This window comes from Kitasatospora sp. NPDC004669, from assembly GCF_040609455.1.
In the GTDB taxonomy this organism is placed as follows: domain Bacteria; phylum Actinomycetota; class Actinomycetes; order Streptomycetales; family Streptomycetaceae; genus Kitasatospora.
This window is the reverse complement of sequence record NZ_JBEXKB010000036.1, coordinates 71,770-98,441: the sequence shown is the minus strand read 5'-3', so window position 1 is coordinate 98,441 and position 26,672 is coordinate 71,770. Positions and strand designations below refer to the sequence as shown.

The 26,672-nt window shown below is 73.2% G+C and carries 26 protein-coding genes; 10 read left to right on the top strand and 16 right to left on the bottom strand.

The features are described from left to right. Window positions 1-602: 602 nt before the first annotated feature. Both ABZW30_RS27320 and ABZW30_RS27315 read left to right on the top strand, forming a co-directional pair. Entirely contained in the window at window positions 603-1,817 is a 1,215-nt protein-coding gene (locus ABZW30_RS27320; protein ID WP_355673843.1) for a serine hydrolase domain-containing protein, read from the top strand. A gap of 243 nt (window positions 1,818-2,060) precedes the next feature. Further along, complete coding sequence (locus tag ABZW30_RS27315) at window positions 2,061-2,585, top strand: hypothetical protein (protein ID WP_355673842.1); 525 nt, start codon at window positions 2,061-2,063, stop codon at window positions 2,583-2,585. Window positions 2,586-2,644: 59 nt separating this feature from the next. Here ABZW30_RS27315 and ABZW30_RS27310 read toward each other — a convergent pair whose 3' ends face one another. Continuing rightward, the gene (locus ABZW30_RS27310) at window positions 2,645-3,664 is read right to left on the bottom strand and encodes a hypothetical protein (RefSeq protein ID WP_355673841.1); all 1,020 of its coding nucleotides are present in this window, start codon (window positions 3,662-3,664) and stop codon (window positions 2,645-2,647) included. A 112-nt stretch (window positions 3,665-3,776) separates the two neighbouring features. Between ABZW30_RS27310 and ABZW30_RS27305 the strand changes: the two genes are divergently transcribed. Beyond that, complete coding sequence (locus ABZW30_RS27305; protein ID WP_355673840.1) at window positions 3,777-4,385, top strand: TetR/AcrR family transcriptional regulator; 609 nt, start codon at window positions 3,777-3,779, stop codon at window positions 4,383-4,385. On the opposite strand, the gene ABZW30_RS27300 is transcribed toward ABZW30_RS27305, so the two are convergent. Then, a complete protein-coding gene (locus tag ABZW30_RS27300) occupies window positions 4,363-4,980 on the bottom strand; it encodes a TetR/AcrR family transcriptional regulator (RefSeq protein ID WP_355673839.1) in 618 nt (205 codons plus the stop codon). The genes ABZW30_RS27305 and ABZW30_RS27300 overlap by 23 nt on opposite strands. A gap of 115 nt (window positions 4,981-5,095) precedes the next feature. Here ABZW30_RS27300 and ABZW30_RS27295 point away from each other — a divergent pair, with 115 nt between their 5' ends. Next, window positions 5,096-5,839, top strand: coding sequence for an SDR family oxidoreductase (locus ABZW30_RS27295; RefSeq protein WP_355673838.1), 744 nt, complete (start codon window positions 5,096-5,098; stop codon window positions 5,837-5,839). Between the two features lie 120 nt (window positions 5,840-5,959). On the opposite strand, the gene ABZW30_RS27290 is transcribed toward ABZW30_RS27295, so the two are convergent. The 4 genes from ABZW30_RS27290 to ABZW30_RS27275 form a co-directional block, all read right to left on the bottom strand. Beyond that, on the bottom strand, window positions 5,960-7,369 hold the full coding sequence (locus tag ABZW30_RS27290) for an SDR family NAD(P)-dependent oxidoreductase (RefSeq protein ID WP_355673837.1): 1,410 nt from the start codon (window positions 7,367-7,369) through the stop codon (window positions 5,960-5,962). 94 nt (window positions 7,370-7,463) lie between these two features. Beyond that, the gene (locus ABZW30_RS27285) at window positions 7,464-7,868 is read right to left on the bottom strand and encodes a peptidase inhibitor family I36 protein (RefSeq protein ID WP_355673836.1); all 405 of its coding nucleotides are present in this window, start codon (window positions 7,866-7,868) and stop codon (window positions 7,464-7,466) included. Window positions 7,869-8,110: 242 nt separating this feature from the next. After that, window positions 8,111-9,010 (bottom strand): aldo/keto reductase, encoded by a 900-nt coding sequence (locus tag ABZW30_RS27280; protein WP_355673835.1) that lies wholly within the window; start codon window positions 9,008-9,010, stop codon window positions 8,111-8,113. Beyond that, window positions 9,007-9,897 (bottom strand): NAD-dependent epimerase/dehydratase family protein, encoded by an 891-nt coding sequence (locus ABZW30_RS27275; RefSeq protein ID WP_355673834.1) that lies wholly within the window; start codon window positions 9,895-9,897, stop codon window positions 9,007-9,009. Before ABZW30_RS27275 ends, ABZW30_RS27280 begins: the two co-directional genes overlap by 4 nt. A 126-nt stretch (window positions 9,898-10,023) precedes the next feature. Here ABZW30_RS27275 and ABZW30_RS27270 point away from each other — a divergent pair, with 126 nt between their 5' ends. Next, the gene (locus ABZW30_RS27270) at window positions 10,024-10,938 is read left to right on the top strand and encodes a LysR family transcriptional regulator (RefSeq protein WP_355673833.1); all 915 of its coding nucleotides are present in this window, start codon (window positions 10,024-10,026) and stop codon (window positions 10,936-10,938) included. A 98-nt stretch (window positions 10,939-11,036) separates the two neighbouring features. Here ABZW30_RS27270 and ABZW30_RS27265 read toward each other — a convergent pair whose 3' ends face one another. After that, window positions 11,037-11,633: a choice-of-anchor C family protein gene (locus ABZW30_RS27265; RefSeq protein WP_355673832.1), complete on the bottom strand. Its 597-nt coding sequence runs from the start codon at window positions 11,631-11,633 to the stop codon at window positions 11,037-11,039. A gap of 689 nt (window positions 11,634-12,322) precedes the next feature. Here ABZW30_RS27265 and ABZW30_RS27260 point away from each other — a divergent pair. Beyond that, entirely contained in the window at window positions 12,323-13,279 is a 957-nt protein-coding gene (locus ABZW30_RS27260; RefSeq protein WP_355673831.1) for an aldo/keto reductase, read from the top strand. 24 nt (window positions 13,280-13,303) lie between these two features. Here ABZW30_RS27260 and ABZW30_RS27255 read toward each other — a convergent pair whose 3' ends face one another. The 4 genes from ABZW30_RS27255 to ABZW30_RS27240 all read right to left on the bottom strand — a co-directional run bounded on the left by ABZW30_RS27255 (window position 13,304) and on the right by ABZW30_RS27240 (window position 17,743). After that, window positions 13,304-13,906, bottom strand: coding sequence for a GNAT family N-acetyltransferase (locus ABZW30_RS27255; protein ID WP_355673830.1), 603 nt, complete (start codon window positions 13,904-13,906; stop codon window positions 13,304-13,306). 101 nt (window positions 13,907-14,007) lie between these two features. Beyond that, a complete protein-coding gene (locus tag ABZW30_RS27250; protein ID WP_355673829.1) occupies window positions 14,008-14,691 on the bottom strand; it encodes a nitroreductase family protein in 684 nt (227 codons plus the stop codon). Between the two features lie 89 nt (window positions 14,692-14,780). After that, the gene (locus ABZW30_RS27245; RefSeq protein WP_355673828.1) at window positions 14,781-16,418 is read right to left on the bottom strand and encodes an ABC-F family ATP-binding cassette domain-containing protein; all 1,638 of its coding nucleotides are present in this window, start codon (window positions 16,416-16,418) and stop codon (window positions 14,781-14,783) included. Window positions 16,419-16,525: 107 nt separating this feature from the next. After that, the gene (locus ABZW30_RS27240) at window positions 16,526-17,743 is read right to left on the bottom strand and encodes a hypothetical protein (protein WP_355673827.1); all 1,218 of its coding nucleotides are present in this window, start codon (window positions 17,741-17,743) and stop codon (window positions 16,526-16,528) included. A gap of 506 nt (window positions 17,744-18,249) precedes the next feature. Between ABZW30_RS27240 and ABZW30_RS27235 the strand changes: the two genes are divergently transcribed. The 3 genes from ABZW30_RS27235 (at window position 18,250) to ABZW30_RS27225 (ending at window position 20,789) form a co-directional block, all read left to right on the top strand. After that, window positions 18,250-19,857 (top strand): ABC-F family ATP-binding cassette domain-containing protein, encoded by a 1,608-nt coding sequence (locus ABZW30_RS27235; protein WP_355673826.1) that lies wholly within the window; start codon window positions 18,250-18,252, stop codon window positions 19,855-19,857. Window positions 19,858-20,113: 256 nt separating this feature from the next. Further along, entirely contained in the window at window positions 20,114-20,326 is a 213-nt protein-coding gene (locus tag ABZW30_RS27230) for a hypothetical protein (protein WP_355673825.1), read from the top strand. An 88-nt stretch (window positions 20,327-20,414) separates the two neighbouring features. Further along, entirely contained in the window at window positions 20,415-20,789 is a 375-nt protein-coding gene (locus tag ABZW30_RS27225; RefSeq protein WP_355673824.1) for a toxin Doc, read from the top strand. A 69-nt stretch (window positions 20,790-20,858) separates the two neighbouring features. Here the strand turns inward: ABZW30_RS27225 and ABZW30_RS27220 are convergent, their stop codons facing one another. From ABZW30_RS27220 to ABZW30_RS27200, 5 genes are all read right to left on the bottom strand, one after another. Beyond that, window positions 20,859-21,506, bottom strand: coding sequence for a Pr6Pr family membrane protein (locus ABZW30_RS27220; protein ID WP_355673823.1), 648 nt, complete (start codon window positions 21,504-21,506; stop codon window positions 20,859-20,861). 136 nt (window positions 21,507-21,642) lie between these two features. After that, window positions 21,643-22,344 (bottom strand): response regulator transcription factor, encoded by a 702-nt coding sequence (locus ABZW30_RS27215; protein ID WP_355673822.1) that lies wholly within the window; start codon window positions 22,342-22,344, stop codon window positions 21,643-21,645. Beyond that, window positions 22,341-23,603, bottom strand: coding sequence for a histidine kinase (locus tag ABZW30_RS27210; protein ID WP_355673821.1), 1,263 nt, complete (start codon window positions 23,601-23,603; stop codon window positions 22,341-22,343). Before ABZW30_RS27210 ends, ABZW30_RS27215 begins: the two co-directional genes overlap by 4 nt. A gap of 40 nt (window positions 23,604-23,643) precedes the next feature. Further along, entirely contained in the window at window positions 23,644-24,666 is a 1,023-nt protein-coding gene (locus ABZW30_RS27205; protein WP_355673820.1) for a hypothetical protein, read from the bottom strand. 80 nt (window positions 24,667-24,746) lie between these two features. Continuing rightward, a complete protein-coding gene (locus ABZW30_RS27200; protein ID WP_355673819.1) occupies window positions 24,747-25,271 on the bottom strand; it encodes a GNAT family N-acetyltransferase in 525 nt (174 codons plus the stop codon). Window positions 25,272-25,486: 215 nt separating this feature from the next. Between ABZW30_RS27200 and ABZW30_RS27195 the strand changes: the two genes are divergently transcribed. Beyond that, a complete protein-coding gene (locus ABZW30_RS27195) occupies window positions 25,487-26,671 on the top strand; it encodes a CaiB/BaiF CoA-transferase family protein (RefSeq protein ID WP_355673818.1) in 1,185 nt (394 codons plus the stop codon). Window position 26,672: the final 1 nt, after the last annotated feature.

Genomic DNA, 26,672 nt, shown 5'->3' with positions numbered 1-26,672 from the left:
GTGGACCGCGCCGGGGGTCCACGCTCTCTCACCCCGCGGCCGCCGCGCCGTCCGTTCCCGCCTGTGTGGCGGGCGCGGGCCCGGCGCCCCCCCCCCCACTCCTCGCTGTGCCGCGCCGGGCGAGGATCTGACCCCGTTCCCGGGCGAGCGGCTCGGCCGTACCCAGCTCGGCACCGCGGCGCTCTTCCGGCCCGACAGCGAAGGCGGGGGCGGCGGCGCAGCGGACATCGTCCGTTCCTGCTCATAGCGCAGCGGGTGAGCCACGCGTGAGTCCGGTCCGGCCCGCGCATCGGCGAGCGGGCCGCCGTGATGCTGTCGGAGGACTCGTCCGGGCGCCCTGGCCGGTCGGCCGGGCGGTCCTCGGCCGGCAGCGCTCACGACGACGTGCCTCGGCTGCTGCATCGTGGACCCTTCCCAGGTGACCTGTGACGGCACGACCCGTCCTCTTGAGTCGAGGCGTTCGGGGTCGTCCCTGACAGAAGATCAGGGTTCATCGGGGGCCCAACCCTGATGATCTTGGCGTCCGGGTTCGGGAGACTCATCGTGCGGGCCGGGAAACGACCACCGGTCCGGATGACGATCAGTCTGGAGATGGACCGTACGTGAACGCCTACACGAACCGCACCCGTCGGGCCGTTGTCGCCGCCGCCGGCGCCCTGGCGGCCGCGCTGACGGTCGGGGTGGGCACGCCCGCCCTCGCCGCGACGCCGGCCACCCCGTCCGCCGGTGCGTCCGCGAGTGCGTCCGCGCTGCCGCCGCTGGACCAGGCGGCGATCCGGGCCGCTCTCGCCAAGCGGCCCGCCGCCGATGTCTCGGCCGCCTTCGTGCGCGTCACCGGCTCCGGTGGGCGGTTCGAGGGCACCTCGGGGGAGGACGGCACGGACATCGACCCGCACGGCAGGTTCCGGGTCGGGTCGATCTCGAAGGTCTTCACCGCCACCGTCGTCCTCCAGCTCGCCGCCGAGGGCCGGATCGACCTGGACGGCAGCGTCCAGCAGTACCTTCCGGACTTCCCCTATGCGTCGGTCAAGGTCGGCCAGCTGCTCAACCACACCAGTGGACTGCCCGGCGGCTCCAACACGCCCTGGGGCGACGGCACCACGACCTGGTTCGCCGAGCACCGCTTCGACTCGTTCACCCCCGAGCAGGTCCTCGCCACGATGGCCGGCCAGCCGTTGGGCTTCCAGCCCGGCACCGCCCAGCAGTACAACGGCATGAACACCTTCGTCGCCGGGCTGATCGTCGAGAAGGTCACCGGCGACAGCTACGCCGACGAGCTGCGCGAGCGGATCATCCGCCCGCTCGGCCTGCACGACACCTCCCTGCCGGACGCCGACGACCCGGAGCTGCGGCACCCCGCCACCCACCCGTACCTGACCGTCCCCGACGCGGACGGCGGCTCGCACCGCGTGGACGTGACCGAGCAGAGCCCCTGGCCCTGGGCCGAGGGCGGCATGATCTCCAGCGCCCCCGACCTGGACCGCTTCATGACCGCCCTGTTCCGAGGGCGCCTCCTCCCGTCGGCCGAGCAGGAGAAGCTGTTCACCGTTCCCGACGTGCCCGTCGCCGATCACAGCAGCCACTGCCCGGGCGGCAAGGCGTGCATGAGCATGGGGCTTGAGCGCCTTGAGGCCAACGGCGTCGTGGCCTGGGGCAAGACCGGATCCCGCCCCGGCTACACCAGCGGCGTCTTCGCCACCCGCGATCTCGCCCGCAAGGTCGTGTACTCGGTCGACCCGACCGCCCTGAACGGCGCCGAGACCCCGTACGCCCTCGGGCTCCTGGTCACCGCCTTCGGTCTGGGCGCCAAGTCCTGACGGGGCGACAGCCCTGCGGGCCCGCCGGAGCGAGGCGGGCCCGCAGGGCTTCGTCGACGGGACGGCGCCGGCCGCCGCAGCCCTGGGCCCCTGACAGCCCGCCACCTCCTGCGCGGGAAGTCGGCCCCACCGACTTCCCGCGCGCCTCCACCTGTGTGACGACCGACAGTTGGCTCGCGCGGGGGAGGGGGTCGGGCCCCGCGGTGGAGGTGGGGCCGGGGTGGTGTCCGCGACGGTGGACACATGCTGAAGAACATCCCGGTGGGCGACACCGAGCGCCCCGTCCCGCGTTGGGCCCTGCGTCTCGCCAAGGCCCTTCCGTTCATCGTGCTGCCGCACTGCCTGTGGCGGCTGCCGTTCGCGTTCGACTTCCGGATGGGTACGGCCGACCCGGCCGCCCCGCCGTACGAGTGGTGGTACACCCCGTACGTGTTCTGTCTGAGCCTGATCACCGAGGCTCTGGCGCTGCTCACCCTGGGGCTGGTCAGCGGCTGGGGCGAGGTGTTCCCGTCCTGGGTGCCGTTCCTGCGGGGGCGCCGGGTTCCGCCGCTCGCGCCGCTCGTCGCGGCGGTGCTGGGCGGGCTGGTCCTGTTCGGCCTGTTCGACCTCCAGCCGCTCGCGTGGATCGGCGTGTTCGATGAGGCCGGGTTCAGCAACGGGTGGTGGGAGGCCCTGGCCCGGGTCTGCATCGGCCCGGCCATGTTGTGGGGGCCGATCACCATCGCGCTGGCCGTCTCGTACTACCGCCGCCGTGCCCGCATCGCGTGACTTCGGTCGATGCGCGGGAAGTCGGACCCGCCGACTTCCTGCGCGCGGCTCGTTCGGGGTCAGTGCGTCCGGTAGTACTCGCCGACCGCCGCGAAGGCGGCCTTCGGGTCCCAGGGGAGCCCGGGGTAGGCGCTGCCGGAGCGGTCCTCATGGACCTTGACGATGCCGTAGCTGGCCAGGTCGAGGTCCGCGCGCGGGTCGCCGTCCGGGCGGTGGGCGAAGTCGTACAGAGCGAAGGTGAAGACGAACGTGGCGTCGATCCCGCCGGCGTCGAAGGCCTCCAGCAGCTCCCGCAGGTACGCGGCCTGGCCGGGCTCATCGCGCTCGTAGGCGCCCTTCAGGCGCACCGGACCCTCGGCGTCGTACTCGACGATCTCCAGGCCGAGCGCGCCCCGGTCGCCCGCTCCCCGGTAGGTGGCCGAGCCGAACTCGGTGACGGCGACCGGCTTGCCCTGCGCCGTCAGGTCGCGGACGCCGTCGGCGAAGCGGTCGGCGACCTCGGCGGAGCGGTAGAGGTCCAGGGAGACCAGGTCGAACGGTGCCCAGTCGACCCGCTCCAGCGGGACGGCGGCGTAGGTGACCGGCCCGGCGAAGTGCTCGCGGACGGTGGCCGCCGCCTTGCCGAGGAACGCGTTGACCTTGCCGCTGACCGCGCCGAGGTGCTCGCGCACCAGCTCGGGCCGGGCGAGCAGCGCGACCCGCTCGTCCGTGCTGTCCCCGGGCAGGAGGCCCGGATTCATCAGACTGAGTTCGGCGCCGGCCACGAACACCACCTCGGCCCCGCGCCGCCGCAGCCGTTCCGCCCGCTCGGCGCAGTCGGCGAACAGCCGCAGCATCTCGTCACCGGTCAGCTCCAGAGGGTACGGGGAGTACCAGACTTCCAGTCCGAGGTCGGCGGCGTACCCGGCCGCGAGTTCGATCCGATCCGGATCCCCACCCGTGATCCGGACGGCGGTGCAGTGCAGGTCGTCGCGGATGATCCGTAACTCACGTTCTACGGCTGCCGGGTCGAACAACTTGCGGGAGTGGGCCCCGCCCCTGACGAAGCCGGTGTCATAGCTGATTCCTTTGGCGCGCATGGTCTCCTGCCTTCGATCGCGGATCGGGAACTTACGGTACGTCCAGTACCGTAGTTGCCGTCGCCCGGGAGCGGCAAGAAGGATGGGACCGCATTCACGAGAGGACGGGACCATGGCCGGGCAGACGCGGCGGCGCGGGGCGGCGCTGGAGGAGGCGATCCTGCGGGCGGCGGTCGCGGAGCTTGCCGAATCCGGGTACGCCGGGCTGACCATGGACAAGGTCGCCACCCGCGCCGGCACCAACAAGAACGCCATCTACCGCCGCTGGCCCAACCGCCTCGCGCTCGGCATCGCCGGCTACAAGCAGCTCGCCAAGGCCGCGCCGCTCCCCGACACGGGTGAACTGCGCGGTGACGTCCTGGAGCTGCTGCGCCAGGCGAACCGGCACTGGAGCTCCCCGCTCGGCGCGGTCCTGCGCGAGCTGTTGGCCGCGGCGGGCGGCGCGACGGAGTTCCTGGCGCAGCTGCAGGACCAGTCCGGCGACGCGGCGGCCGTCCCCTGGCTCACCGTCCTGGGCCGCGCGGTCGCCCGCGGCGAGGCGGCCCCCGAGGCGCTGCATCCGAGGGTGGCGACGGTGGCGATGGTGCTGCTGCGCAACGAGTTCGTCGTGCGCGGGGTGCCGACGGCGCCCGACGACGTGCTCGTGGAGATCGTCGACGAGGTGTACCTGCCGCTGGTGCGGCGCCGCGGCCCCTCCCCTAGACCGCCGCGCTCCCCCTGACCAGGGAGTCGGCCAGCCGCTCGGCGACGGTCTCGTCCAGTGGGCCGTGGCCGAGCAGGAATCGGTACCAGAACACCCCGTAGACCTGGTCCACGATCAGGTCCAGGTCGGTGTCCCCGGCCAGTTCGCCGCGCTCCCGCCCCCGGGAGAGCAGGCCGCGCAGGGCGGTCCGGCGGGTGCCGACGAAGCTCTGCATCAGTTCGGCGAGGTGGGGGTCGCGGGCGGCCTCGCGAGTGAGGGTGCGCAGCGCGGAGGCGGTGGTGCTGTGCTGGGCGGCGTCGAAGGTGGCGGCGATGAAGGCGCGCAGGTCGGTGCGTAGGGCGCCGGTGTCGGGGCCGGGGACGTCCTGGTCGGCGCGGTCGGTGAGGGCGTCGAGCAGCACGGCGCCCTTGGAGGGCCACCAGCGGTAGACGGTCTGCTTGCCGACGCCGGCGGCGCGGGCGATGGCGTCGATGGTGACGGGCGTGCCGTCGGACTCGGCGAGCAGTTTCAGTGCGGCGTCCAGGATCGCGCGGTGGGCGGCCTCGTTGCGGCGGCGGCCGGTGTGCGGCCGGGTGGAGGGGGCCTGCTCGGCCTGGGGTTCGGTGTCGCTCATCGTGGTCGTCCCTTTCTTCTTGCCCCCGCTTGACAAGACTAGCAGTCTCGATAACCATCATTGCCGGAACTAGCGGTATCGACAAGCTCTCGAACCAGCCGGAAAGGCCCCGACCATGAGCACTGCATCGAACCTCTTCGCCGGACAGCGGGTCGTCGTGATGGGCGGCAGCTCGGGCATCGGCGAGGCGGCCGCCACCGCGTTCGCGGCGGACGGCGCCGAGGTCGTGATCACCGGCCGCGACCGTGAGCGGCTGGACGCCGCCGTCGAGCGGATCGGCGGCAAGGCCGGTGGCAAGCAGCTGGACGCGACGGACCCGGCCGCCCTCGCCGCCTTCTTCGCCGAGACCGGGACCGTCGACCACCTGGTGGTCGCGGTCAGCGGCGCGGCCGGCGGCGGACCGTTCGCCCAGCTCGACCTGGCCGACCTCGCCGGCGGCTTCGACGCCAAGTTCTGGCCCCAGGTCCGGGTCCTGCAGTCGGCGCTGCCGCACCTGCGCGAGGACGGCTCGGTCACCCTGATCACCGCCGCCTCCGCCCGGGCCGCGATCCCCGGCACCGCCGGACTGGCCGCCATCAACGGCGCCCTGGAGGCGATGGTCCCGCCGCTCGCGGTCGAACTCGCCCCGCTGCGGGTCAACGCCGTCTCGCCCGGCGTGATCGACACCCCGTGGTGGGACCGCGTCCCCGCCGAGCAGCGCACCGCGCTCTTCGACGGCCTGGCCGCCACCACCCCGGTCGGCCGGGTCGGCCGCCCCGAGGACGTCGCCCGCGCGATCCACATGCTCGCGGCGAACACCTTCGTCACCGGCGTGGTCCTCGACTGCACCGGCGGGGCCAACCTGCCCACCGGCCGCTGATCACGTGTGAGCACGCCTGAGCACGTTTGAGCGCGAGGCAGCGGCCCGGCCCGGGATCCCTCCCGGACCGGGCCGTTGCGGCGGGCCTGCTGCCCCTACCGCATCGCTACGCCCCGCCCGTCACCACTCCGCCACCCGGTAGTCCTTCAGGAACACCCCCGACACCGGGTGCCCCGCCTCGCCCCGCACGATCGGGTCGTAGACCCGGGCCGCGCCGTCGACGATGTCCAGCGGGGTGCGGAAGCCGTGGGCGGCGATCCGGGTCTTCTTGGGGGCCGGGTTCTCGTCGGTGATCCAGCCGGTGTCGACGGCGCACATGTGCACGCCCCGGGTGGCGAGTTCGGCCGCGCTGGTGCGGGTGAGCATGTTGAGCGCGGCCTTGGCCATGTTGGTGTGCGGGTGGCGCGAGGTCTTGTTGCGGACGGCGAACCGGCCCTCCACCGCCGTGACGTTGACGATGTAGCGGGCGCGGTGCGCGGAGGCGAGCAGCAGCGGCAGCAGCCGGTCGCAGAGCAGGGCCGGGGCCAGCGCGTTGACCAGCTGGGTCTCCAACACCTCCGCCGGGTCGAGCGAACCGAGCGTGGCGGACCAGGAGTTGGCGGGCGCGAGGTCGGGCAGCAGTCCGGCCTCGTCGGTGAAGTCCAGCAATGACCCGGCGCCCGAGGGGAGTTGAGTGGAGCCTCCGGAGAGCGGCCGGAATCCGGGGGCATGGGTGATGGCCCGGCGGTCGGTCGTGGGCAGCGCCGTCACCTCGCCCGCCGCCAGCAGGGCGTACGACTCCGGCGGGCGGCGCAGGGTTTGCGCGGCGTTGTTGACGAGGATGTCCAGCGGACGGCCGTCGGCCCGCAACTGCTCGGTCAGGCCGAGGACCTGGCGCGGGTCGCGGAGGTCGATGCCGACCACGGTCAGCCGGTCCCACCACTGCTCGCTGCCCTGGGCGGCGCGGAAGCGGCGGACGGTGTCCTGCGGGAAGCGGCTGGTGACGATCAGCTCGGCGCCGTCCCGCAGCAGCATCAGCGCGAGCTGGAAGCCGATCTTCACCCGCCCGCCGGTGAGCAGCGCCCGGCGTCCGCGCAGGTCGGTGCCGAGGTCCCGGCGGGCGGTGTTGTCGGCCGCGCAGTCCGGGCAGAGCATGTGGTAGAAGCCGTCGACCTGACGGTAGGCCTGTTTGCAGACGTAGCACCGGCGTGGGAGCTGCAGCTCGCCGACCGGTCCGGTGGTGGTCCGGGCGAGCGGCGCGTCCTCGCGGCGGTGCCGGTCGCCGGTCGTGGTGGCGGCGAGCAGCTCGGCGTCGGCTTGCCGGACGGCCTGCTTGGCCTCCTGGCGGCGGCGCTTGCGGCTCTCCGTCACGAAGGAGCTGAGCTGCCGCTCGGCGTGCAGCCGGGTGCGGTCGTGGGAGGGGAGCGCGCGCAGCCGGCCGAGGGTGCGGCTGAACGCGGCGAGTTCCTCGGGGGTGAGGCCCGCCGCGCAGGCGGCGTCGCCGGTCGGAAAGATCGTGTCGAGCTGGTCGTGGTCGTCCCGGACCGTCATGTCCGCCCCCTCGTGCCGTACAGGTGGGAGGGACTGTAGTTGACGGTCCGGGGTGATGAGATGCCAATTTTCCCCCGAGGTGCCGGCCGGGGTGTCAGCCGCAGTCGGGTGTGAGCGAGCCGACCCGGCGGCCGTCGAGTTCGTGGTTGCCGAAGCCGACGACCTCCTGTTCGTCCCCGGCGAAGTGCGGCCGGTCGTTCAGCCGGACTATGCAGCCGGCGCCGTCCGGGAGCGGGTTGCGGGCGGAGCGCGGGAAGATCGGCGGCTCGATGCCGTCCAGCTCTCGCAGCTGGAAGCCGTCCTTCGTGATGTGCGCGTTCTCGGCGAGCAGCACCCGGCCGCTCTGATGGGGGCCCTCGAAGAGGCAGAAGTAGCCCCGGGGGCAGCCCGTCGCCGCCGGATCGGCGTGGACGGCGGGTGCGGTGACCGCCGCCAGGCCGAGGGCGGCGGCGGAGGCGAGGGCGGCGCGGAGCAGGCGGTGGCGCACGGGGGCTCCCAACACGAGACGGTGACCGACAGTGCCGTCGGCATCACCGCATGCTAGATGGTTCCCAGGCGAACGGGTGGCGCCAGGTGCGGGTTTCGGACATCCGAAGGGAACGCATCCGAAGGGAACGCCGAGGTGCCGGTGTCCTCCGGCCCACCGGCGCCTCGGAGCGTCCGCCTTGCACCGGCCCTCCAAGCCGGAGCAGCGAGGACCTTTGTCCAGCAATGAGCAAATCCCTGGGATTTACCGATCCCTCAAGGAGCGGTCAGTTCCGCCAGCTCCTGCGCCGAGAGCGTGAGCCCGGTGGCCGCGGCCGAGTCGCGGATGGAGGCCGGTCGGCGGGCGCCCGGGATCGGGATGACGGCGGGGGACTGGGCCAGGTGCCAGGCCAGGCAGATCTGCTGCGGGCTGACGCCGTGGGCCCGGGCGAGGGTGTGGAAGGGGGTGTCCGGGGCCGGCGCGCTGGTGCCGGGGTCGTCGACGGCGCTGAGGGAGATGCCGCCGAGGGGGCTCCAGGGGAGGAAGGCCAGGCCCAGTTCGGTGCACAGGTCGAGGGTGTCGCGGGTGGCCGGGTGTGCGGGGGAGAAGCGGTTCTGTACGGACACCAGGCGTGGGCCGAGGATCCGCCGGGCGGTGCGGATCTGCTCGTGGTCCACGTTGGAGAGGCCGACCATGCGGATGGTGCCGGCATCGGCGAGGTCCCGCAGGGCGCCGACGGAGTCGGCGAAGGGGACGGCGGGATCCGGCTTGTGGAGCTGGTAGAGGCCGATGGCCTCCACACCGAGCCGGGCCGCCGAGGCCTCGGCCGCGCGGCGCAGGTGGCGCGGGTCGCCGTTGACCGTCCAGGTCCCGTCGCCGGGTCGGCCCCGGCCGCCCTTGGTGGCCACCAGCACCTCGTCGGTACCACTGCCGCGGGCGGCGAGCGCCCGGGCGATCAGCCGTTCGTTGTGGCCGAGTTCGTCGGCGTGCCAGTGGTAGCTGTCGGCGGTGTCGATCAGCGTCACGCCCGCGTCGAGGGCGGCGTGGATCGTGTCGACGGCCTGGTCCCGGTCGGGGCGGCCCTCGACGGACAGGGGCATCGCGCCGAGGCCGACGGCGCTCACCGTGATGCCGCCGATGGCGCGGACGGCGGTCGGCACGGGGGTCGGGGTCATCGGCGGGCCTCCTCGACGGCCCGGGGCAGCCAGTCGGTGATCGGGGAGAAGCGGAAGCCGAGGCGGGCCGCCCGGCCGGTGTCCATCGCGTAGCAGCGGTCGAAGGAGAACGGCGAGAGCGGCTCGTCGGCCCCGGCCGTCAGCACCGGCTCGGTGCCCAGCTCGCGACCGATCGCCGCGCACAGCTCACGTACGTCCAGCGTCCCGGGGGAGGACGCGTTGACCGGGCCGGTGAACGCGCTCGTCGCGACCCAGGCCAGGAAGCGGGCGATCTCCGCCTGGTGGACGAAGGAGGCGCTCTGCGGTGCCGGGTGGACGGCCACCGGCAGGCCGCGCCCGATCCGCTCCACGTAGTGCGCCAGCCGTCCGGTGAAGTCGGCGCCGCCGAGGACGTGCGCGGTGCGCACGGCGACGACGTCGAAGGGCGCCTGCCCGGTGAGCAGCGCCTCCGCCTGGCGCTTGCCCTGGCCGTAGTGGCCCGTCTGGAACGCCGGGTCGGCCCACGGGAGTTCGAGGTCCACCGGTTCGGCCGACAGGTCGAGGGCCTCCTCCCCGAGGGCCGGTCCGCCCGCCCGGCCGAGGTGGGCGTAGACCTCGACCGTGGAGGTCAGCACGTAGCGCGGGGTGCGGTCGGCGAAGACCCGGGCGGCGAGGGCCGCTTGGACGGGCGTGTAGCAGACCTGGTCGACCACGGTGTCGAAGCGCCGGTCGCCGAGCGCCGCGCGCAGCGCGGCCTCGTCGTCGCGGTCGGCGCGCAGATGGGTCACGCCCCACGGTGCGGGCGTCGAGCCGCGGTTGACGACGGTCACCGTCGCGCCCGCGTCCCGCAGGTCCTCGATCAGCCGTCTCCCGAAGTAGCGGCTGCCGCCGATCACGCACACGTCCACGTTCTCGATCCCTCCCTGGTCCCGGTGCTGTCCGATCCCGGTGTCGTCCGGTCTCGGTGATGAGCCTGCCGGGCCCTGGTCGACAGCGGTAGTGTCGATTCGGATACCTCACCATCAGGAGAACTGTTGATCGACGTTCAGCGCCTCGCGGTGCTGCGGGAGGTCGCCCGCCGCGGCAGCTTCAACCAGGCGGCCCTGGCGCTGCACTGCACCCCCTCGGCGGTCTCGCAGCAGATCGCCGCACTGGAACGCAGCCTCGGCGCCCCCGCGGTGGAGCGCTCCACGCGTGGCGTCACGCTCACCGACGCGGGCCGCCTGCTGGTGGAGGCCGCCGACGCGATCGCCGCCGAACTGGCCGACACCCAGCAGCGCATCGGCAAGCTCACCGCCGACCGGACCGCGCTGACCGTCGCCACCTTCGCCAGCGGTGGCCGTCGGCTGCTGCCCGCCGCCCTGGCCGGATTCGTCGCCGACCACCCGGAGGTGGAGCTGACGATCCTGGAGGCGGAGCCGGAGGAGAGCCTGCCCGCCGTCCGCGAGGGCCGGGCCGACCTCGCCCTCGCCTACTATTTCGACGGCCCGCCGCCCGCCCGGCCCGGCGACCGATCCGGCCTGGACTGGACCCCGGTCGGCGAGGACCCGCTGCGGGTCGTCCTGCCGCACCACCACCCGGCCGCGGCCCGCTACCGGGCCCGTCCCGAGCCGCCGCACCTGGCCGAACTCGCCGACCAGCGCTGGATCCTGGGCTGTCACAAGTCCGCCGGTCAGCTCGCCCGGCACGCCGCCCTGGCCGGTGTCGACCTGCGGATCTCCTGCACCGCGACGGACTACGACTTCGCGCAGTCCCTGGTCCGCGCCGGCATCGGCATCGCCCTGATCCCCGAGATCGGCCTGACCCGGCACCCGGAGCTGGTCGCGCTCCCACTGGCCGAACCCAGCCCCCGCCGCCGCCTGGGCCTGGCCCTCTCCCGCCGCCGACGCGGCCGCGCCGCGGGCCTGGCCGAGGAGTTGGCGGCCCGCCTCGTCGCGGAGGCCGGCTGACCGTCCGGATGGAGCCGTCACGCACCTGGTCGGCGCGCTGTCGTCGGACGACCTCACCCGGACGGGCCGTCAAGGGCAGGCCGTCAAGGGCTCAGGCATCAGCCGCAGCAGGGCTTGCACTCCTTCACCTGCACGTTGTCCAGCACCGGCCCGTACACGCCCGCGACGGTGCTCTGGAAGGTCAGCGTGGTGGCGGAGTTCTGCGCGACGAAGCTGAACTGGTGGCCCACGTAGCCCATCGCGGTCTTGGTCTTGCCGGTGACGTCGAAGGAGAAGTCCTGGAAGTCCTGCCCGTCGATGAGCACCTGGCCGGTGCGCAGCGGGACGCCGCCCTCGGGGTTGCCGGCCAGGGCGTAGGTCACCGAGTAGGTGGTGCCGGGGACGGTGGTGAAGGTCTGGGCGATGGCGCCGGGGCCGGAGCCGTTGAGGTCGACGGACTGGTCGCCCTCGGCGGCCTGCCAGAAGCCGGCGCCGATCAGGTCGACGTTGCCGCTGGTGACCGTCCAGGGGCCGATGCTCTGCCCGGCGACGGGCTCGATGAAGCTGTTCGCCGGGGCCTTGGGGGACTCGAAGCTGCCGTCGTCGAAGTGGCTGAGGGTGCGGTGCCCGCCGGCCGCCTGCGCCGGGGCGGCCAGCGCGGTGCCGGCGGCGACGAACAGGGCGAGGGCGGCGATGCGGGTGCGCGAGAGCGACATTTCTTCCCCAACTTCCTTGGTGGCGGGCCGAGATGATCGGCTGTGCACAGAGCGTCGACCGTCCCGGAGCGCCCTGCCAAGACCGGACGGGCGGCGCCCGGTGGTGCGGGGCGCGTGGGGGTGGGCTCCTGCGCGCGGGTTTGTCGGACGGCCGGTTGCCGCAGGCTCGGCGGACCGTCCGGGGGCGAATGTCCTTTCGTGCGGGGGCGAACCCTTCGGGTCGACCGCCGGGTCACCGGGCCCGGTGGTGAAACCGGAGGCGCACGCCCCGCTCGCACCCCTACGGTGGCCCGATGAGCATACGAGCGCCAGGCGGCCCCTTCGGCGGCCCGCGTAGCTGCTTCCTCAGCGACTCCTTCGGCCAGGGCCTCGGCGACCCGGAGTTCCGCGGTTGGGTCGGCCGGGTGCTCCGGGCCGTCGCGCCGGACTCTGCGCCTCCCGCGGCGTCCCGTTCACCGACGTCACCGAGGCGCTGGCCCGGAGCCCCGGCCGGGGTGGCCGAGGCCGGGGCGGCGGACGGCGCGCATCCGGGCGCCGGAGGGTACACGCGGCTCGCGGAGCCGGTGCTCGACGGTGGCTTCGGCGACTGGATCAAGCCAACTCCGCGTCGGACTTGACCTCGGGTGCACTCGAAGGTGAAAGCTGGAACGCGTTGATCCAACCCGCGGACATCGAATCGGAGCACTGGCATGCGCAACGTCTCGTTCGGCAGCAACGGCCCTGAGGTCGGCGTCATCGGCCTCGGCTGCATGGGGATGACCTTCGCCTACGACGTGCAGAACCGGGATGACGAGAAGTCGGTCGGCGTGATCCGCCAGGCGCTGGACCTCGGCGTCACCCTGATCGACACCGCCGACATGTACGGCCCCTTCACCAACGAGGAGTTGGTCGGCGCCGCGCTGGCCGGCCCGTACCGCGAGCGCGCCTTCCTGGCCACCAAGGTGGGCATCGTCCCCGGCCAGATCGGCCGGACCGGGGCCCGCGACGGCAGCCCCGAGCACGTGCGCCGCTCGATCGACGACAGCCTGCGCCGCCTCGGCACCGACCACGTCGACCTCTACCAGCTGCACCGGGTCGACCCGGCCGTCCCGATCGAGGAGACCTGGGGCGCGCTCGCCGAGACCGTCAAGGCCGGCAAGGCGCGCCGGATCGGGCTCTCCGAGGTGACCGTCGAGGAGATCAAGCGGGCCCAGTCGGTGCACCCGGTGGACTCGGTGCAGTCCGAACTCTCGCTGTGGACCCGGGACGTGCTCGCCGACGTACTGCCGTACACCGAGGAGCAGGGCATCGCCTTCCTGCCGTACTCGCCGCTCGGCCGCGGCTTCCTGACCGGCAACATCTCCTCCTTCGACGAGCTGCCCGCCGACGACTTCCGCCGCCGACTGCCGCGCTTCCAGCAGGACGCGCTGAAGGCCAACCTGGCGCTGGTCGGCAAGGTCAAGGAGACCGCCGACCGGCTCGGCGTCGCCCCCGCGCAGGTCGCGCTGGCCTGGGTGCTGGCGCAGGGCCGGTACGTCTTCCCGATCCCGGGCACCAAGACGCCGCGCTACCTGGTGGACAACGTGGGTGCGGCCGAGGTCGAGCTCTCGACGGCCGACCTGGCCGAGCTGGACGCGCTGCCGGCGCCGACCGGCGAGCGCTACTGAGGTCTTTGAGGAGCCGGGGCGAGGCTAGCGTTCCATGATCCACACCAGCTGCCGTCCGGTCTCGCCCGGAGCTCGGACGGCGGCCTCGGCCACCCGGTCCAGCCGGTAGCCGAGCTTGCGCGGGACGGCCGCGCTGGCGCCGTTCGCCTGGTCGCAGCGGATCTCCACCCGCGTGATCCCGGGCAGCGCCAGCGCGGCCTCGGTCAGTGCCCCGGCCGCGCTGGTGGCGATGCCCCGGCCGACGTGCCGGGCGGCGACCCAGTAGCCGATCTCCAGCGCGCCCGGGCCGATCCGCCCGTGCAGCCCGAAGGCGCCGACCACCCGGCCGGGTTCGGCGTCCAGTCCGGCCAGGTACATGAAGTCGGTGCCGGCCTCCCAGGCGGCGGTGCCGGCCCGGGTCAGCTCGGTGGTCCGGGCCCGGGTGGGGGCCTCGGCCGCCCACTCCATCCAGGGCCGCAGATGGTCCAGGTTGGCGCGGACTGCCTTGTTCAGCGCCGCCGCGTGGGTGCTGCGGCGGCGGTGCAGCCGGAGGCCGCCGGGCAACCGCAGCAGCTCGGGCGGCCGCCCGGTGCTGGCCTCCGGTGCCACGGGGGCGGGGCCACAGGACCGTGGCTGTGCTTGGCTCATGGCGGCGATTATGTCCTTGGCCCGGACCTGCCACATCCGGAAATCGGCGGTATCCGGAGCCCCGGCCGGCCCGGGGGCGCACCCGGCGCCGCCCCGGCGCGTCAGAGCCGGACCATCACCTCGTCGAGCTCCTTGCGCCGCAGATCCGGCACCCGCGCCCCCTCGGCGGGGTAACCGACCGGGATCACATAGGCGGCCCGCTCCTCCGCCGGGCGGTCGCACACCTCGTTGAGGAACCTCATCGGGCTGGGGGTGTGGGTCAGCGTGGCCAGTCCGGCCTGGTGCAGCGAGGCCAGCAGCAGCCCGACCGCGATCCCCACCGACTCCTTGGTGTAGTACGGGCGCGGCGACTGCGGCCCCCTGTGCACCTCGAAGACCACGATCACGGCCGGTGCGTCCTCCAGGAACGGCTTGCGCCAGTCGGTGCCGATCGGCGCCAGCGCGGCCAGCCAGTCCTCCGAGGCCCGGTGGCCGTAGAACTCGCGCTCCTCGGCCTCGGCCGCCTCGCGCAGCCGCCGCTTGCGCTCCGGGTCGGTGATCACCACGAACCGCCAGGGCTGGACGTGCGCACCGCTGGGCGCGGTGCTCGCGGTGCGGACCGCCCACTCGACCACCCCGTCCGGGATCGGGCGGGTGGCGTAGTCGCGGACGGTCCGGCGCTGCGCCATCACGTCGTGGAAGGCCTTGCCGCGGGCCTCGGCCTCGTGGGCGGGCACCGTCATCGGGGTGAGCGGGACGCTCGGGTACGGCGTCCCGGTCACCGCACTGCCTGTGCTGTCAACCATGGCCGACAGCACAGCACATGACGGCTGCTCCGGGAAGAGGTCGAGATCAATCCGGGGGCCGGTCCGGGGTGGCTGGAGGTCCGGGGCGGCTAGAGCTCGTGCACCCGCCCGTCCCGGACCTCGATCCGCCGGTTCACCGCCACGGTGTCCAGCATCCGCCGGTCGTGGGTGACCAGCAGCAGGGTGCCGGTGTACGAGCCGAGCGCGGACTCCAACTGCTCGATCGCCGGCAGGTCCAGGTGGTTGGTGGGCTCGTCCAGCACCAGCAGGTTCACCCCGCGCGCCTGTAGCAGTGCCAGCGCGGCCCGGGTGCGCTCGCCGGGGGAGAGGGTGTCGGCCGGACGCAGCACGTGCACCGCCTTGAGGCCGAACTTGGCCAGCAGGGTACGCACCTCCTCCGGCGTGAGGTCCGGTACGGCGGCCGCGAACGCCTCCGCCAGCGGCTCGCCGCCCAGGAACAGCCCGCGCGCCTGGTCCACCTCGCCGACCACCACGCCGGAGCCCAACACGGCGCTGCCGCCGTCGAGTTCGAGCCGGCCGAGCAGAGCGGCCAGCAGCGTGGACTTGCCCGCGCCGTTGGCGCCGGTGATGGCGACCCGGTCGGCCCAGTCGATCTGCAGGTCCACCGGGCCGAAGCCGAAGTCGCCGCGCCGGGCGACCGCCCCGCGCAGGGTGGCGACCACCGAGCCGGAGCGCGGCGCGGTGGTGATCTCCATCCGCAGCTCCCACTCCTTGCGCGGCTCCTCGACCACGTCCAGCCGCTCGATCATCCGCTGGGTCTGCCGGGCCTTGGAGGCCTGCTTCTCGGTGGACTCGGCACGGGTGGCGCGGGCCTTCTTGTCGTTGTCGCCGCCCTTGCGGCGGACATTGCGCACGCCGTGCTCCATCCAGTTGCGCTGCATCTGCGCCCGGGCCTCCAGCGAGGCCTTGGTGTCGGCGTACTCCTCGTACTCCTCGCGGGCGTGCCGGCGGGCCACCGCCCGCTCCTCCAGGTACGCCTCGTAACCGCCGCCGTACAGGTTGACCTGCTGCTGGTGCAGGTCCAGCTCCAGCACCTTGGTGACGGTGCGGGCCAGGAACTCGCGGTCGTGGCTGATCAGCACGGTGCCGGCGCGCAGGCCCTTGACGAAGGCCTCCAGCCGCTCCAGGCCGTCCAGGTCGAGGTCGTTGGTGGGCTCGTCCAGCAGGAACACGTCGTAGCGGGAGAGCAGCAGCGAGGCCAGGCCCGCGCGGGCGGCCTGGCCGCCGGAGAGCGCCGTCATCGGCAGGTCGAGGGAGACCTTCAGGCCGAGCGAGTCGGCGACCTCCTCGGCCCGCTCCTCCAGGTCGGCGCCGCCGAGGTCCAGCCAGCGGTCCAGGCTCACCGCATAGGCGTCGTCGGCGCCCGCCCGGCCCTCGACCAGGCCCTCGGTGGCCTCGTCCAGCGCGGCCTGCGCGGCCGCCACACCGGTGCGCCGGGCCAGGAACTCGCGCACCGACTCGCCCGCGCGCCGCTCCGGCTCCTGCGGCAGGTGGCCGACGTTGGCACCGGCCGGGCTGAGCCGCAGCGAGCCGGCCTCGGGGGTGTCCAGGCCCGCCAGCAGGCGCAGCAGGGTCGACTTGCCGGCGCCGTTCACGCCGACCAGGCCGATCACGTCGCCGGGGGCGACGACCAGGTCCAGGCCGGAGAAGAGGGTGCGTTCGCCGTGGCCGGCGCTGAGGTCCTTGACTACGAGTGTGGCGCTCATGATGGGGCCGATTGTAGGAGGAGCGGGCCCCGGACCGGAAAAGCCCGGGGGCCGCAGCTGTGGCAGCCGCGGCCCCCGGGGTCACCCGTGGATCACTTCTCAGCGACTCACTTGGTCTTCTTGGAGAAGTAGTCGAACATGTGCGCCGCCACGTCCTCCAGGTACGGGCCCGCCTCGTAGGTGTTGGCGCCGTTGCCGATGGAGGTGTCGCTGACCAGGGCCGGCTTGCCGTCCTTGGTGGCGTACCAGCCGCCGCCGCTGCTGCCGCCGGTCATGTTGCAGCCGATCATCAGCATCGCCGGGCGGTCCGGGACGCCGGCCTTCGCGGCCGGCTTGCCGCCGTCGCAGTGCTCCAGCTCGACGCCGTCGAAGGGCTTGCCCTCCGGGAAGCCGTAGTTGGAGACGGCGGTCAGCTGCTCACGCGGGGCGTTGAACCACAGCGGCACCGAGCCGCCGACGGTCTCCTCCAGCGACTTGCCGTTCGGGTCGGGGTTGGCGACCTTGATGATGCCGAAGTCGTACTGGCTCCACGGGCCGCCGTGCTCCGGGTCGGCCTCGGCCGTCCACTGCGGCGAGACCATGCCGGCGGTGGCGCCCCACTCGCCGTACGGCTCGGCGTCCTCCAGCTTGGACTTCTGCTTGTTGCCGTTGCTCAGTACGCCGTTGCTGTTGAAGGCCGGGGCGAAGGTGATGTCGGTGTAGTACTTGTTGCCCTTGCCGCCGTGCAGGCAGTGGCTCGCGGTCCACACCAGGTTGCTCTTGCCCGGGTTGGCCGGGTCGGAGACGACGGTGCCGGAGCACACGTAGTCGTCGTTGCCGTCCTTGAAGAAGATCTTGCCGTTGACGTGCATGTTCTTCGGGAACGGGTGCGCCACCGGCTTCGCCGCGACCACGGCGGGCAGCTGGTCCGGCCCGGTCGGCGGCTGGACGGCGGTGGGCTGGGCCGGGTCCGCGCTGGTCGGCGCCGCGGTCGGCTGGGCCGGGGCCTGCGTCGGGCCCTGGTTGGGCGCCTGCGGCAGCGGCTTCGGCTTGGCGTTCAACAGCTTCTGCAGGGTCCAGTAGCCCTTGACCGCCGGGGTGATGACGTTCGCCTGGGCCCACTTGTCCCAGTCCTCGAGCTTCCAGGTCTTCAGCTCTTCGAGCGTCGGAAGCTTGATCGGGGCCGCTCCCGGCTTGCCGGAGGCGGTGGCCGCGACGGTGGGAGCCGTGGTCTGGGCTCCGGCCGGGTCGCTGTTGTCCGGCCCGCAGGCGGTGGCGACCACCATGGTCAGCGCGGCGACGGACGCGCCCAGGACAGCACGGCTCGGCCGGGATATCGATGACATGAGTTCAAATCCCCCTGTTGACTACTCGCCATACGGCCCGTTCCTCGGGTACGGCCCCGGGGGGCCGCAGGTATGGCAGGTGAGGAGTCTGCCATGTGGATAAGAAACTCCTTACATCCGGCCCCGGCTGGGACGGGGCTGTCACCGGATCGGCACCGGATCGGCACCTGCCCTCCGTCAGGGGTCGGTGAATCGGCGGCCGGGTGAATCGGGGGCCGGGTGAATCCGGCGCCGGGTAAATCGGTTGCACACGTCTGTTGACGTTCGTACCGTGGAGTTCGTCATCAGCCAGACAAGGAGAAGGCCGTTGCTCTACTGAGGTCCCGGGACACCGCCCCGCCGCGCAGGCCCTGCTGCCGCCGCGCGGTGTGCGAGTGTGCGACCTCAGTCACGGCCCACTGGCGCCTTGCCGTGCCCCCTTGTTGTCAGGCCGTACCGGTTCCGCACCCGCGGTGTCTCCCCGTGTTGCTCATCACCCCTTTCAGCAACCATCCGGGAGGCCCTACATGGCACAACCCACCACCGCCGTCCTCTGCACCGACCTCGCGTTCGAGTGGCCCGACGGCAAGCCCGTCCTGGACGGCTTCCACCTCGCCGTCGGCCCCGGCCGCACCGGACTGATCGGGCTCAACGGCGCCGGCAAGTCCACCCTGCTGCGGCTGATCGCCGGCGAGCTCACCCCGACCGGCGGAACCGTCCGGGTCGAGGGTGAACTCGGCTACCTGCCCCAGGGCTTGACGTTCGACACCGGGATGCGGGTCGACGAGGCGCTCGGCATCCGGGCCGCCCGCGAGGCCCTGCACGCCATCGAGTCCGGCGACACCGACCAGCGGCACTTCGACGCCGTCGGCGACGACTGGGACGTCGAGGAGCGCGCCCGCGCCACCCTCGACCGGCTCGGCCTGCGCCGCCTCGGCCTCGACCGCACCACCGGCGAACTCTCCGGCGGTGAGGCGGTGTTGCTGCGGCTGGCCGCCCTGCTGCTGCGCCGCCCCGACGTCCTGCTGCTCGACGAGCCCACCAACAACCTCGACCGGGCCGCCCGCGAGCGGCTCTACGAGACGGTGGCCGGCTGGAACGGCGTCATGCTGATCGTCAGTCACGACCGCGATCTGCTCCGGCACGTCGACCGGATCGCCGACCTGAGGGACGGCGAAGTCACCTGGTACGGCGGCAACTTCGACGAGTACGAGCGCACTCTCGCCGCCCAGCAGGAGACGGCCGAGCGGCTGCTGCGCAACGCCGAGGCCGATGTCCAGCGCCAGAAGCGGGACTTGGTCGAGGCCCGTGTCAAGCTGGACCGCAGCGCCTCGTACGGCAAGAAGCGCTCGGTCACCCGCAACGACCCGCACATCTTCGCCGGGATGCTCAAACGCAAGGGCCAGGAGACGGCGGGCCGGCTCACCGGCATGCACACCGAGCGGCTGGAGGAGGCGAAGCAGCGGCTCACCGCCGCCGAGGAGGCCGTACGCGACGACGCCGAGATCCGGATCGACCTGCCGCGCACCGCCGTTCCGGCCGGGCGCACCGTGCTCACCCTGCAGAAGGTCAAGCTGCCCTACGGCACCACCGCCGACCTCGACCTGCGCGGCCCCGAGCGGATCGCCCTGGTCGGGCGCAACGGCTCAGGCAAGACGACGCTGCTGCGCACCATCGCGGGCGAACTCTCCCCGCTGGAGGGCCAGATCACCACCCCGGCGGCGCTGCGCTACCTGCCGCAGCGGCTCGACCTGCTGGACGACAAGCTGACCGTCGTGGAGAACGTCAAGCTGTTCGCTCCAAACGCCGGGGACAACGCGATCCGCGCCCGGCTGGCCCGCTTCCTGTTCCGCGGCGCCCGGGCCGACCAGCCGGCCGGCACCCTGTCCGGCGGCGAGCGGTTCCGGGCGACGCTGGCCGCCCTGCTGCTGGCCGATCCGCCGCCGCAGCTGCTGCTGCTCGACGAGCCGACCAACAACCTGGACCTCGCCAGCGTCCGCCAGCTCACCCAGGCGCTGGCCGCCTACCAGGGCGCGCTGATCGTGGTCAGCCACGACCTGCCGTTCCTGCGTGGCCTGGGGCTGACCAGGTGGCTGGAGCTGGACGGCGAACTGAGGGCGGTGGACCCGATGTAGCGGGCGAGGCGGGCGAAGCGGGTGCGGCGGGTCCAGTGGGTGTGGCGGGGGGTGCCGGTACGGCGGCTACTCCTGCCCGGCCTGCCTGACTTGCCCGTCGGGCGTCATCCGACGCGCCGTACCCGTGCCCCTTGGGCCTACCCGCCCGGCCGGCCGAACGGGCCCGGGGAGGGGGCGACGGCAAACCGTTTTGACGGCGGGTGGAAAAGAGTCGGTCGTGCTCCCAACTTCCGTGCACTGCAGTACCATCGGCGGCATGCCTGCGCTCAACATCGAGTACACGGAACACGAGCTCGCCGCGATCCGCGAGGCCGCCGCCGCGGACGGCAAGAGCGTGAAGGCGTACGTCCACGACCTGAGCGTGCGGGAGCAGCAGCGCCGGGTGTTCGTGGACCACGCGGTGGCGTTCTGGAAGGCGCACCAGGCGGAGTTCGACGCCGCGTTCCCGGAGGACGCGCCGGCCGCGTGAGCGGCGGCGGTGCGGGTGCGAGGTCAGGGCCCGGCGTGGTGGCGGGTCGGGGCACGATGAGGGCCGGGGCGCGGTGAGGGACGAGGGCGTGACGCTGCTGCACGTCGACCTGCGCTGGCTGCTCGACGTGCAGGAGCTGGCCTCCCCGGAGGACCTCAGCGTGCGGGACTACTCGGCGTTGCAGGCCGCCGTGGCCCGGCACCGGGTGAACACCGCCCAGCTCGGCCACGACGCCGACCCCGCCTGGTGCGCGGCCACCCTGATGCACACCATCGTGCTGCTGCGCCCGCTCCCGGTGCGCAACAACCTGTATGCCTGCATGACGACGGCCGCGTACATGCACGCGGCCGGAGAGGGGATCGACCCGCCGTACGGGGCGCTGGTCGAGCTGGCCCGGGACGTCGCCGAGGCCCGGGCGGACGTGTACGAGGCGGCCGACCGGATCCGCGGCTGGCGGATCTGAGCTCCCGGGCGGGTGCGGGGCCGGCCGCCGCGGAGCTCAGGCTCTGGCGGCCATCGGGCCATCGGGTCATCAGGCCCTCGCGGGCCTCAGCTTGGCCGCGACCAGCGTGCCCAGCCGGTCCAGCCCGACGACGAGCGCGGCGAGCACGATGAACTCCACGGTCAGCTGGGCGATCTGGCCCCAGACGTAGCCGTAGCCCTTGCCGGTCGGGTCGAAGAAGAAGTACGGGTACGGCGTCGGGAAGTCGTCGAACAGCGCGTTGCGGCCGAGCACGATCGCCGCGTAGCCGAGCGGGAAGGCCAGCCAGAGTGGGATGTCCTTCCAGGCCGCCGCGTTGCGCGGCTTCAGCAGCAGCCAGTCGGCGAGCACCATCACCGGCGTCATGTAGTGCAGGAAGAAGGACGACCAGTGCGCCAGCCGGTCCGGCCCGCTGACCAGTCCGGGCAGCGGGTTGGCGCCGTGCTGGAGCAGGATGTGCGAGACCAGTCCGGTGATCAGGATGTACAGCGTGGCGGCGCCGCGCAGCCGGGGTGCGGGCGCGTCGACGGTGTCGCGCTCGATCATCCAGTAGACCGCGCCGATGAAGTAGCCGAGCACGATCACATTGCTCTGCACGGTGAAGTACACCAGCGACGCCGCCCCTAGGGACAGGCCGAGGCCCGCCGAGAGCGCGATGCCCGCGCGCCACCACAGCGCGGGGCTGGTTCGGACTGTCATGCGGCCACCAGTTCGTTCCAGGCGATACGGGAGGTATCGGACGGCTAAGAGGAATGCCGCACTCTACTTGCTGGTAGCGGGCGGGCGGAACCTCTCCGCGAGCCGGTGCGTACCCGTATGAATCGCCGTCCGGGGCTCAGCCGGGCAGGACGAACCCCGACTCGTACGCCGCGATCACCGCCTGGGTGCGGTCCCGGGCGCCCAACTTGGCCAGCACGCTGCCGACGTGCGTCTTCACCGTCTCCTGGCTCACCACCAGCTGCCGGGCGATCTCGCCGTTGTTGAGCCCGGTGGCCATCAACCGCAGCACCTGTCCTTCCCGCTCGGTCAGCCGCCCGATCGGCCCCCGGTCCACGGCGGCGGCCTCCCGGCGGCCGTCCGCGCCGTGGCGCAGCGCGAGTTCGCGCACGGCCGCCGGGAACAGCAGCGAGTCCCCGCGTGCGACCAGCCGCACAGCCTGGACCATTTCCTCCGCCCGCGCCCGCTTCAGCAGGAACCCGGCCGCGCCCGCGCGCAGCGCGTCGTACACGTGGTCGTCGTGCTCGAAGGTGGTGACCACCAGGATCCGCGGCGGCTCGGCCATTCCGCCGACCAGCTGCTCGGTGGCCCGGATCCCGTTGATGCCGGGCATCCGGACGTCCATCAGCACCACGTCCGGGCGCAGCTCGCGCACCAGCGGGACGACCTCGGCGCCGTCGGAGGCCTCGCCGACCACGGTGAGGTCCGGCTCGGCGTCGATCACCACCCGCAGGCCCATCCGGACCAGCCGCTCGTCGTCCGCGATCACCACGCGGATGCTCCCGTTACCGAAGCCCTCGCTACCGGCGCTCTCGTTCATGATGTCCCTCCCACCGGCAGCCAGACGGCCAGCCGCCACGTCGTTCCGTCCTCGCTCGGCCCCGCCGTGCTCCCGCCGCGCAGGGCCGTGGCGCGTTCCCCGATCCCGCGCAGCCCGCGCCCGCCGCCCGGGCGGCTCGGGCGGGCGGGGCCGAGCGGGTTGGTCAGTTCGATCTCCAGCCGGTCCGTGTCCAGGGCGACCCGCAGCCCGGCCGGGGCGGGCCCGGCGTGCCGCAGCACATTGGTCAGGCCCTCCTGCACGATCCGGTAGGCCTCGCGGGAGACCTCGGCGGTCAGCGCGGCCAGACCGGGGTCCAGCTCGGTGTTCACCGTCACGCCGGTGCGGGCGAGTTGGCGCAACAGGTCGTCCAGTTCGGCGAGTGTCGGCCCGGCCGGTTCGGCGGTGGCCTCCTCCTCGCGCAGCAGCCCGAGCACGGTGTCCAGTTCGGCGACGGCCCCCCGCGCGGTCTCCTCGATCGCCCGCAGCGCCTCGGTGGCGAAGTCCGGGTCGGTGCGCAGCACCCGGGCCGCCGCCGAGGCCTGGATGCCGACCGCGCTGAGCGCGTGCCCGACCGAGTCGTGCAGCTCACGGGCCAGCCGGTTGCGCTGGGCGAGTACCGTGGCCCGCCGCTCGGCGGCGGCCAGCCGCTCCTCCGGGGTCGGCCCGAGCAGGGCGGGTGCCCAGCGGGCGAGCAGCGCACCGAAGGCAGCGTTGGTGCCGATGACCAGCAGCAGGACGGCCAGGCCCAGCAGCGGGCCGGTGACCATCCAGCCGGGGAAACGGTCCTCCCAGAACCGGGCGAGGTCCTCGGACCCGCCGAGGCTCATCAGCAGCACCACCGAGAACGGCACCCCGGCCAGCGTCATCCCGGCGACCACCCCGCCGGAGAACAGGTGCAGCACGAACCAGACGGCGGTGCGCCACCTCGCCCCCCAGGACCGGGCCGGTCCGGTGGTCAGCTCCTCCGGCCGCGCCACCATGCACAGCGCCCGTGCGGCCGCGCCCTCCAGCCCCCGGACGGTCGGCACCAGCGCGGTGACGGCCGCCATCGGCAGCGAGGTGAACAGCGCCAGCAGCTGCAGCAGCACTTGTCGCAGGTGTCCCTGGGCAGGGTTGAGCGCCCCGAGCCCCACGATCGACAGCAGCCAGTACGGCATCAGCAGCGCGCCGCCCAGCACCAGATGCACCCAGCGCAGCCGGGCCCGCCGCCCGAACAACGCCTCCACCACTGACCGCAGCCGGCCGCCCCCCGTGTCCACCCGGGTGACTCTACGTCAGCGGGCGCCCGGCGGGTCGGTGTCATCGCGCGGCCAGGTCGCGCGGCGGCTCTGTTCCGCTCAAGGCCGCTCGTGAACTCGGCTGTTCCCGCTGCACCGCCCGTTCGGTCAGTGCCATCGCGCCGACGGCCAGCACCAGCACCCCGGCCGTGAACTGTCCGGCCTGCACCAGGTTCATCAGCCCCGGTGTCGCGCTCGGCAGGTCCTTCACCGTCGTCTCGGTCCCGAACGCCACCAATTGGTAGCCGCCCCAGCCGAAGAGCGAACCGGCGCCCAGCCACGCCACCGTCAGCGGCCCCCGGAGTCGTCGCCCGGGCCCGATCCGGAACACCAGCACCAGCGTCGCGACCGTCGCGGCCACCGCCATGGCCGCCATCGCGGCGTCCATCGTGGCGATCGACCGGGTGCGCTGCTCGACCCAGTGGATCGGCAGCCCCACCTCCCCGCCGGCCGCCCAGTACGCCCGGACCCCGGCGACCGCCAGCGCGACCAGCGCGGCGACGCAGGCGAAGGCCCGCTGCACGTTGCGGGTGGGGGAGTCGGGCAGGTCGCCGATCCGGCTGCGCAGAAGGCCCGCCCAGCGCCGGCGGGCGTAGAGCACGAACGCGGTCATCAGCGAGAGGCCCTGCACCCCGAAGCCGCCGTAGACGAGGGTGAACACCCAGTCCGCGATGGTGTCGTCGAGGTGCGGCTGATCCGGCGTGCGGTGCTCCGGCCCGAGCACCAGCGAGGCGAGCGCGTCCGTCGGCACCGCCACCAGGATCGTCCCGAGCAGCCCGGTCGCCACCCACATCGGGAAGGCCACCAGCCCGGCCGGCGCCCGCCGCCCCCACGGCCGTACGAAGGAGAGCGCGAGCGCCAGCGCGGTCGCGTCCATACCGAAGGTGAGGAGGTTGACCGTCCAGAGGCTGTCCAGCGCCTTCGGGTCGCGCGCGCCCACGTGGGAGCCGGTCAGCCACAGCAGTTTCAGTGTCAGATAGGGCGCGGTGGCGGCCATCGCGATCCCGGCCGCCACCCCCCGTACCACATCCTCTTTGCGCCTCATGCCCCCTACGTTGCCGCCGCCCCCGGGCCCGCACCTCCGCCCGGCGCCCGATCCCCCTCCCCCCGGCGGGGGATTCCGGCTCACGCCATCCGGTGGATCAGCCGTTCCTCGTCGTCGACCCGCCCGTCCGGGTCGGCCACCAGCCCGAGCCGCTCGGCGAGCCGCCGTGAGGGCAGGTTGTCGGCCCGGATCAGCGCGGTCACCGCAATCCCCGGGAACCGCGGCAGCGCCTCCGCCATCGCAGCCCGCGCCGCCTCCGCCGCATAGCCCTTGCCCCAGGCGGACGGCCGGAAGCGGTAGTACAGGTTGAACACCTTCTCCCCGTCCAGGGTGTTCAGATACAGCCCGGCGAACCCGATGATCACCCCCGGCTCCTCCCGCGTCGACACGGCGCAGTACCCCACCCCGTCCCGCGGCCAGTCCGCCACGAACCCGTCCAGCATCTCCTGCGCCTGCGCGATGTCCCGCTGCGGCCCGTGCGGGTTGTACCGGTTGGTCTCCGGATCCCCGTGGATGGCGAACATCGCCTCCGCGTCCCCCTCCTGGGGCCGCGTCAGGACCAGCCGCTCGGAGACGGCGACGATCGTGCGTGCGGTGGTGGTCATGGCGGCTCCCCCGTGTCGTGCGTAATAGATCAATTGCACCCCAGGCCATTACCCCGACACTCGCCCGCCCATTCCTCCCCGGCCGTGGAATCGGCCCACGCCCGATCGTCCCGGCGACACGGGGTCGGGGAGGAGGTCTTGTTACCGGCCGGTCGCTTCCCTATCATCACGAGTGTTACAGCTTTACTGTCAAACCCTGAAGGGGTCTGCGGCCAGTGCGCGACACAAGCAGTCCAGCGGGCGGCGCGGGCGGTCCGGGGCCGTTGGCGGGTGTGCGGGTGGTGGAGCTCGCGGGGATCGGGCCAGGGCCGTTCGCCGCCATGCTGCTGGGGGACCTCGGGGCGGACGTCGTGCGGGTGGACCGGCCGGAGCCCTCGCCGCTGGGGACGGATCCGGCGTACGACCTGACCAATCGGAACAAGCGGTCGGTGCTGATCGACCTGAAGTCGCCGGAGGGCCCCGGGCGGGTGCTGAACCTGGTCGAGCGGGCGGACCTGCTGATCGAGGGGTACCGGCCGGGGGTCGCGGAGCGGCTCGGGGTCGGGCCGGAGGTGTGTCTGGCGCGCAATCCGGCGCTGGTGTACGGGCGGATGACCGGGTGGGGGCAGCAGGGGCCGCGGGCCGCGACCGCCGGGCACGACCTCGGGTACTCGGCGGTGGCCGGGGTGCTCGGGATGGTCGCGGCGCAGGGCGGGGCGGAGGAGGCGCCGGGGATCCCGGCCAATCTGCTCGGCGACTACGCGGGCGGCTCGCTCTACCTGGTCGTCGGCCTGCTCGCCGGGCTGCACCACGCCCGTGCCACGGGCGCCGGCCAGGTGGTCGACGCCGCGATCGTGGACGGCGCGGCGCACCTCGGCAGCATGCTGTGGGGCCTGCTCGCGGCCGGGCACTGGCAGGACCGCCGGGGCGTCAACCTGCTGGACGGCGGCGCACCGTTCTACGCGATCTACCGCGCGGCCGACGGCGGGCACCTCTCCGTGGGCGCGCTGGAGCCCCGGTTCTACGCCGAGTTCGCCCGCCTGCTGGGACTGGGCCCGGGCGCGCCGGGACAGCACGACCTCGCCCGCTGGCCCGAACTGCGCGCCCTGATCGCCGCCCGCTTCGCCACCCGGACCAGGGCCGAGTGGGAGACCGTCTTCGCCGGCTCGGACGCCTGCGTGGAACCGGTTCTGACGATGCGGCAGGCAGCGGCGGACGGGCATCTGTCGGCGCGCGGTACGTACGTCGAGGCGGACGGCGTCACCCAGCCCGCCCCCGCCCCGCGCTTCTCCGCCACCCCCGGCGCGCTGCGCCGCCCGCCGGCCCGGCCGGGCGCGGACACCGCCGAGGTGGCCCGGGACTGGCAGGTTCCGTCCATCGACCCGTCGGCTCTCGACTCCGCAGCAGAACAAGGAGAGTAGC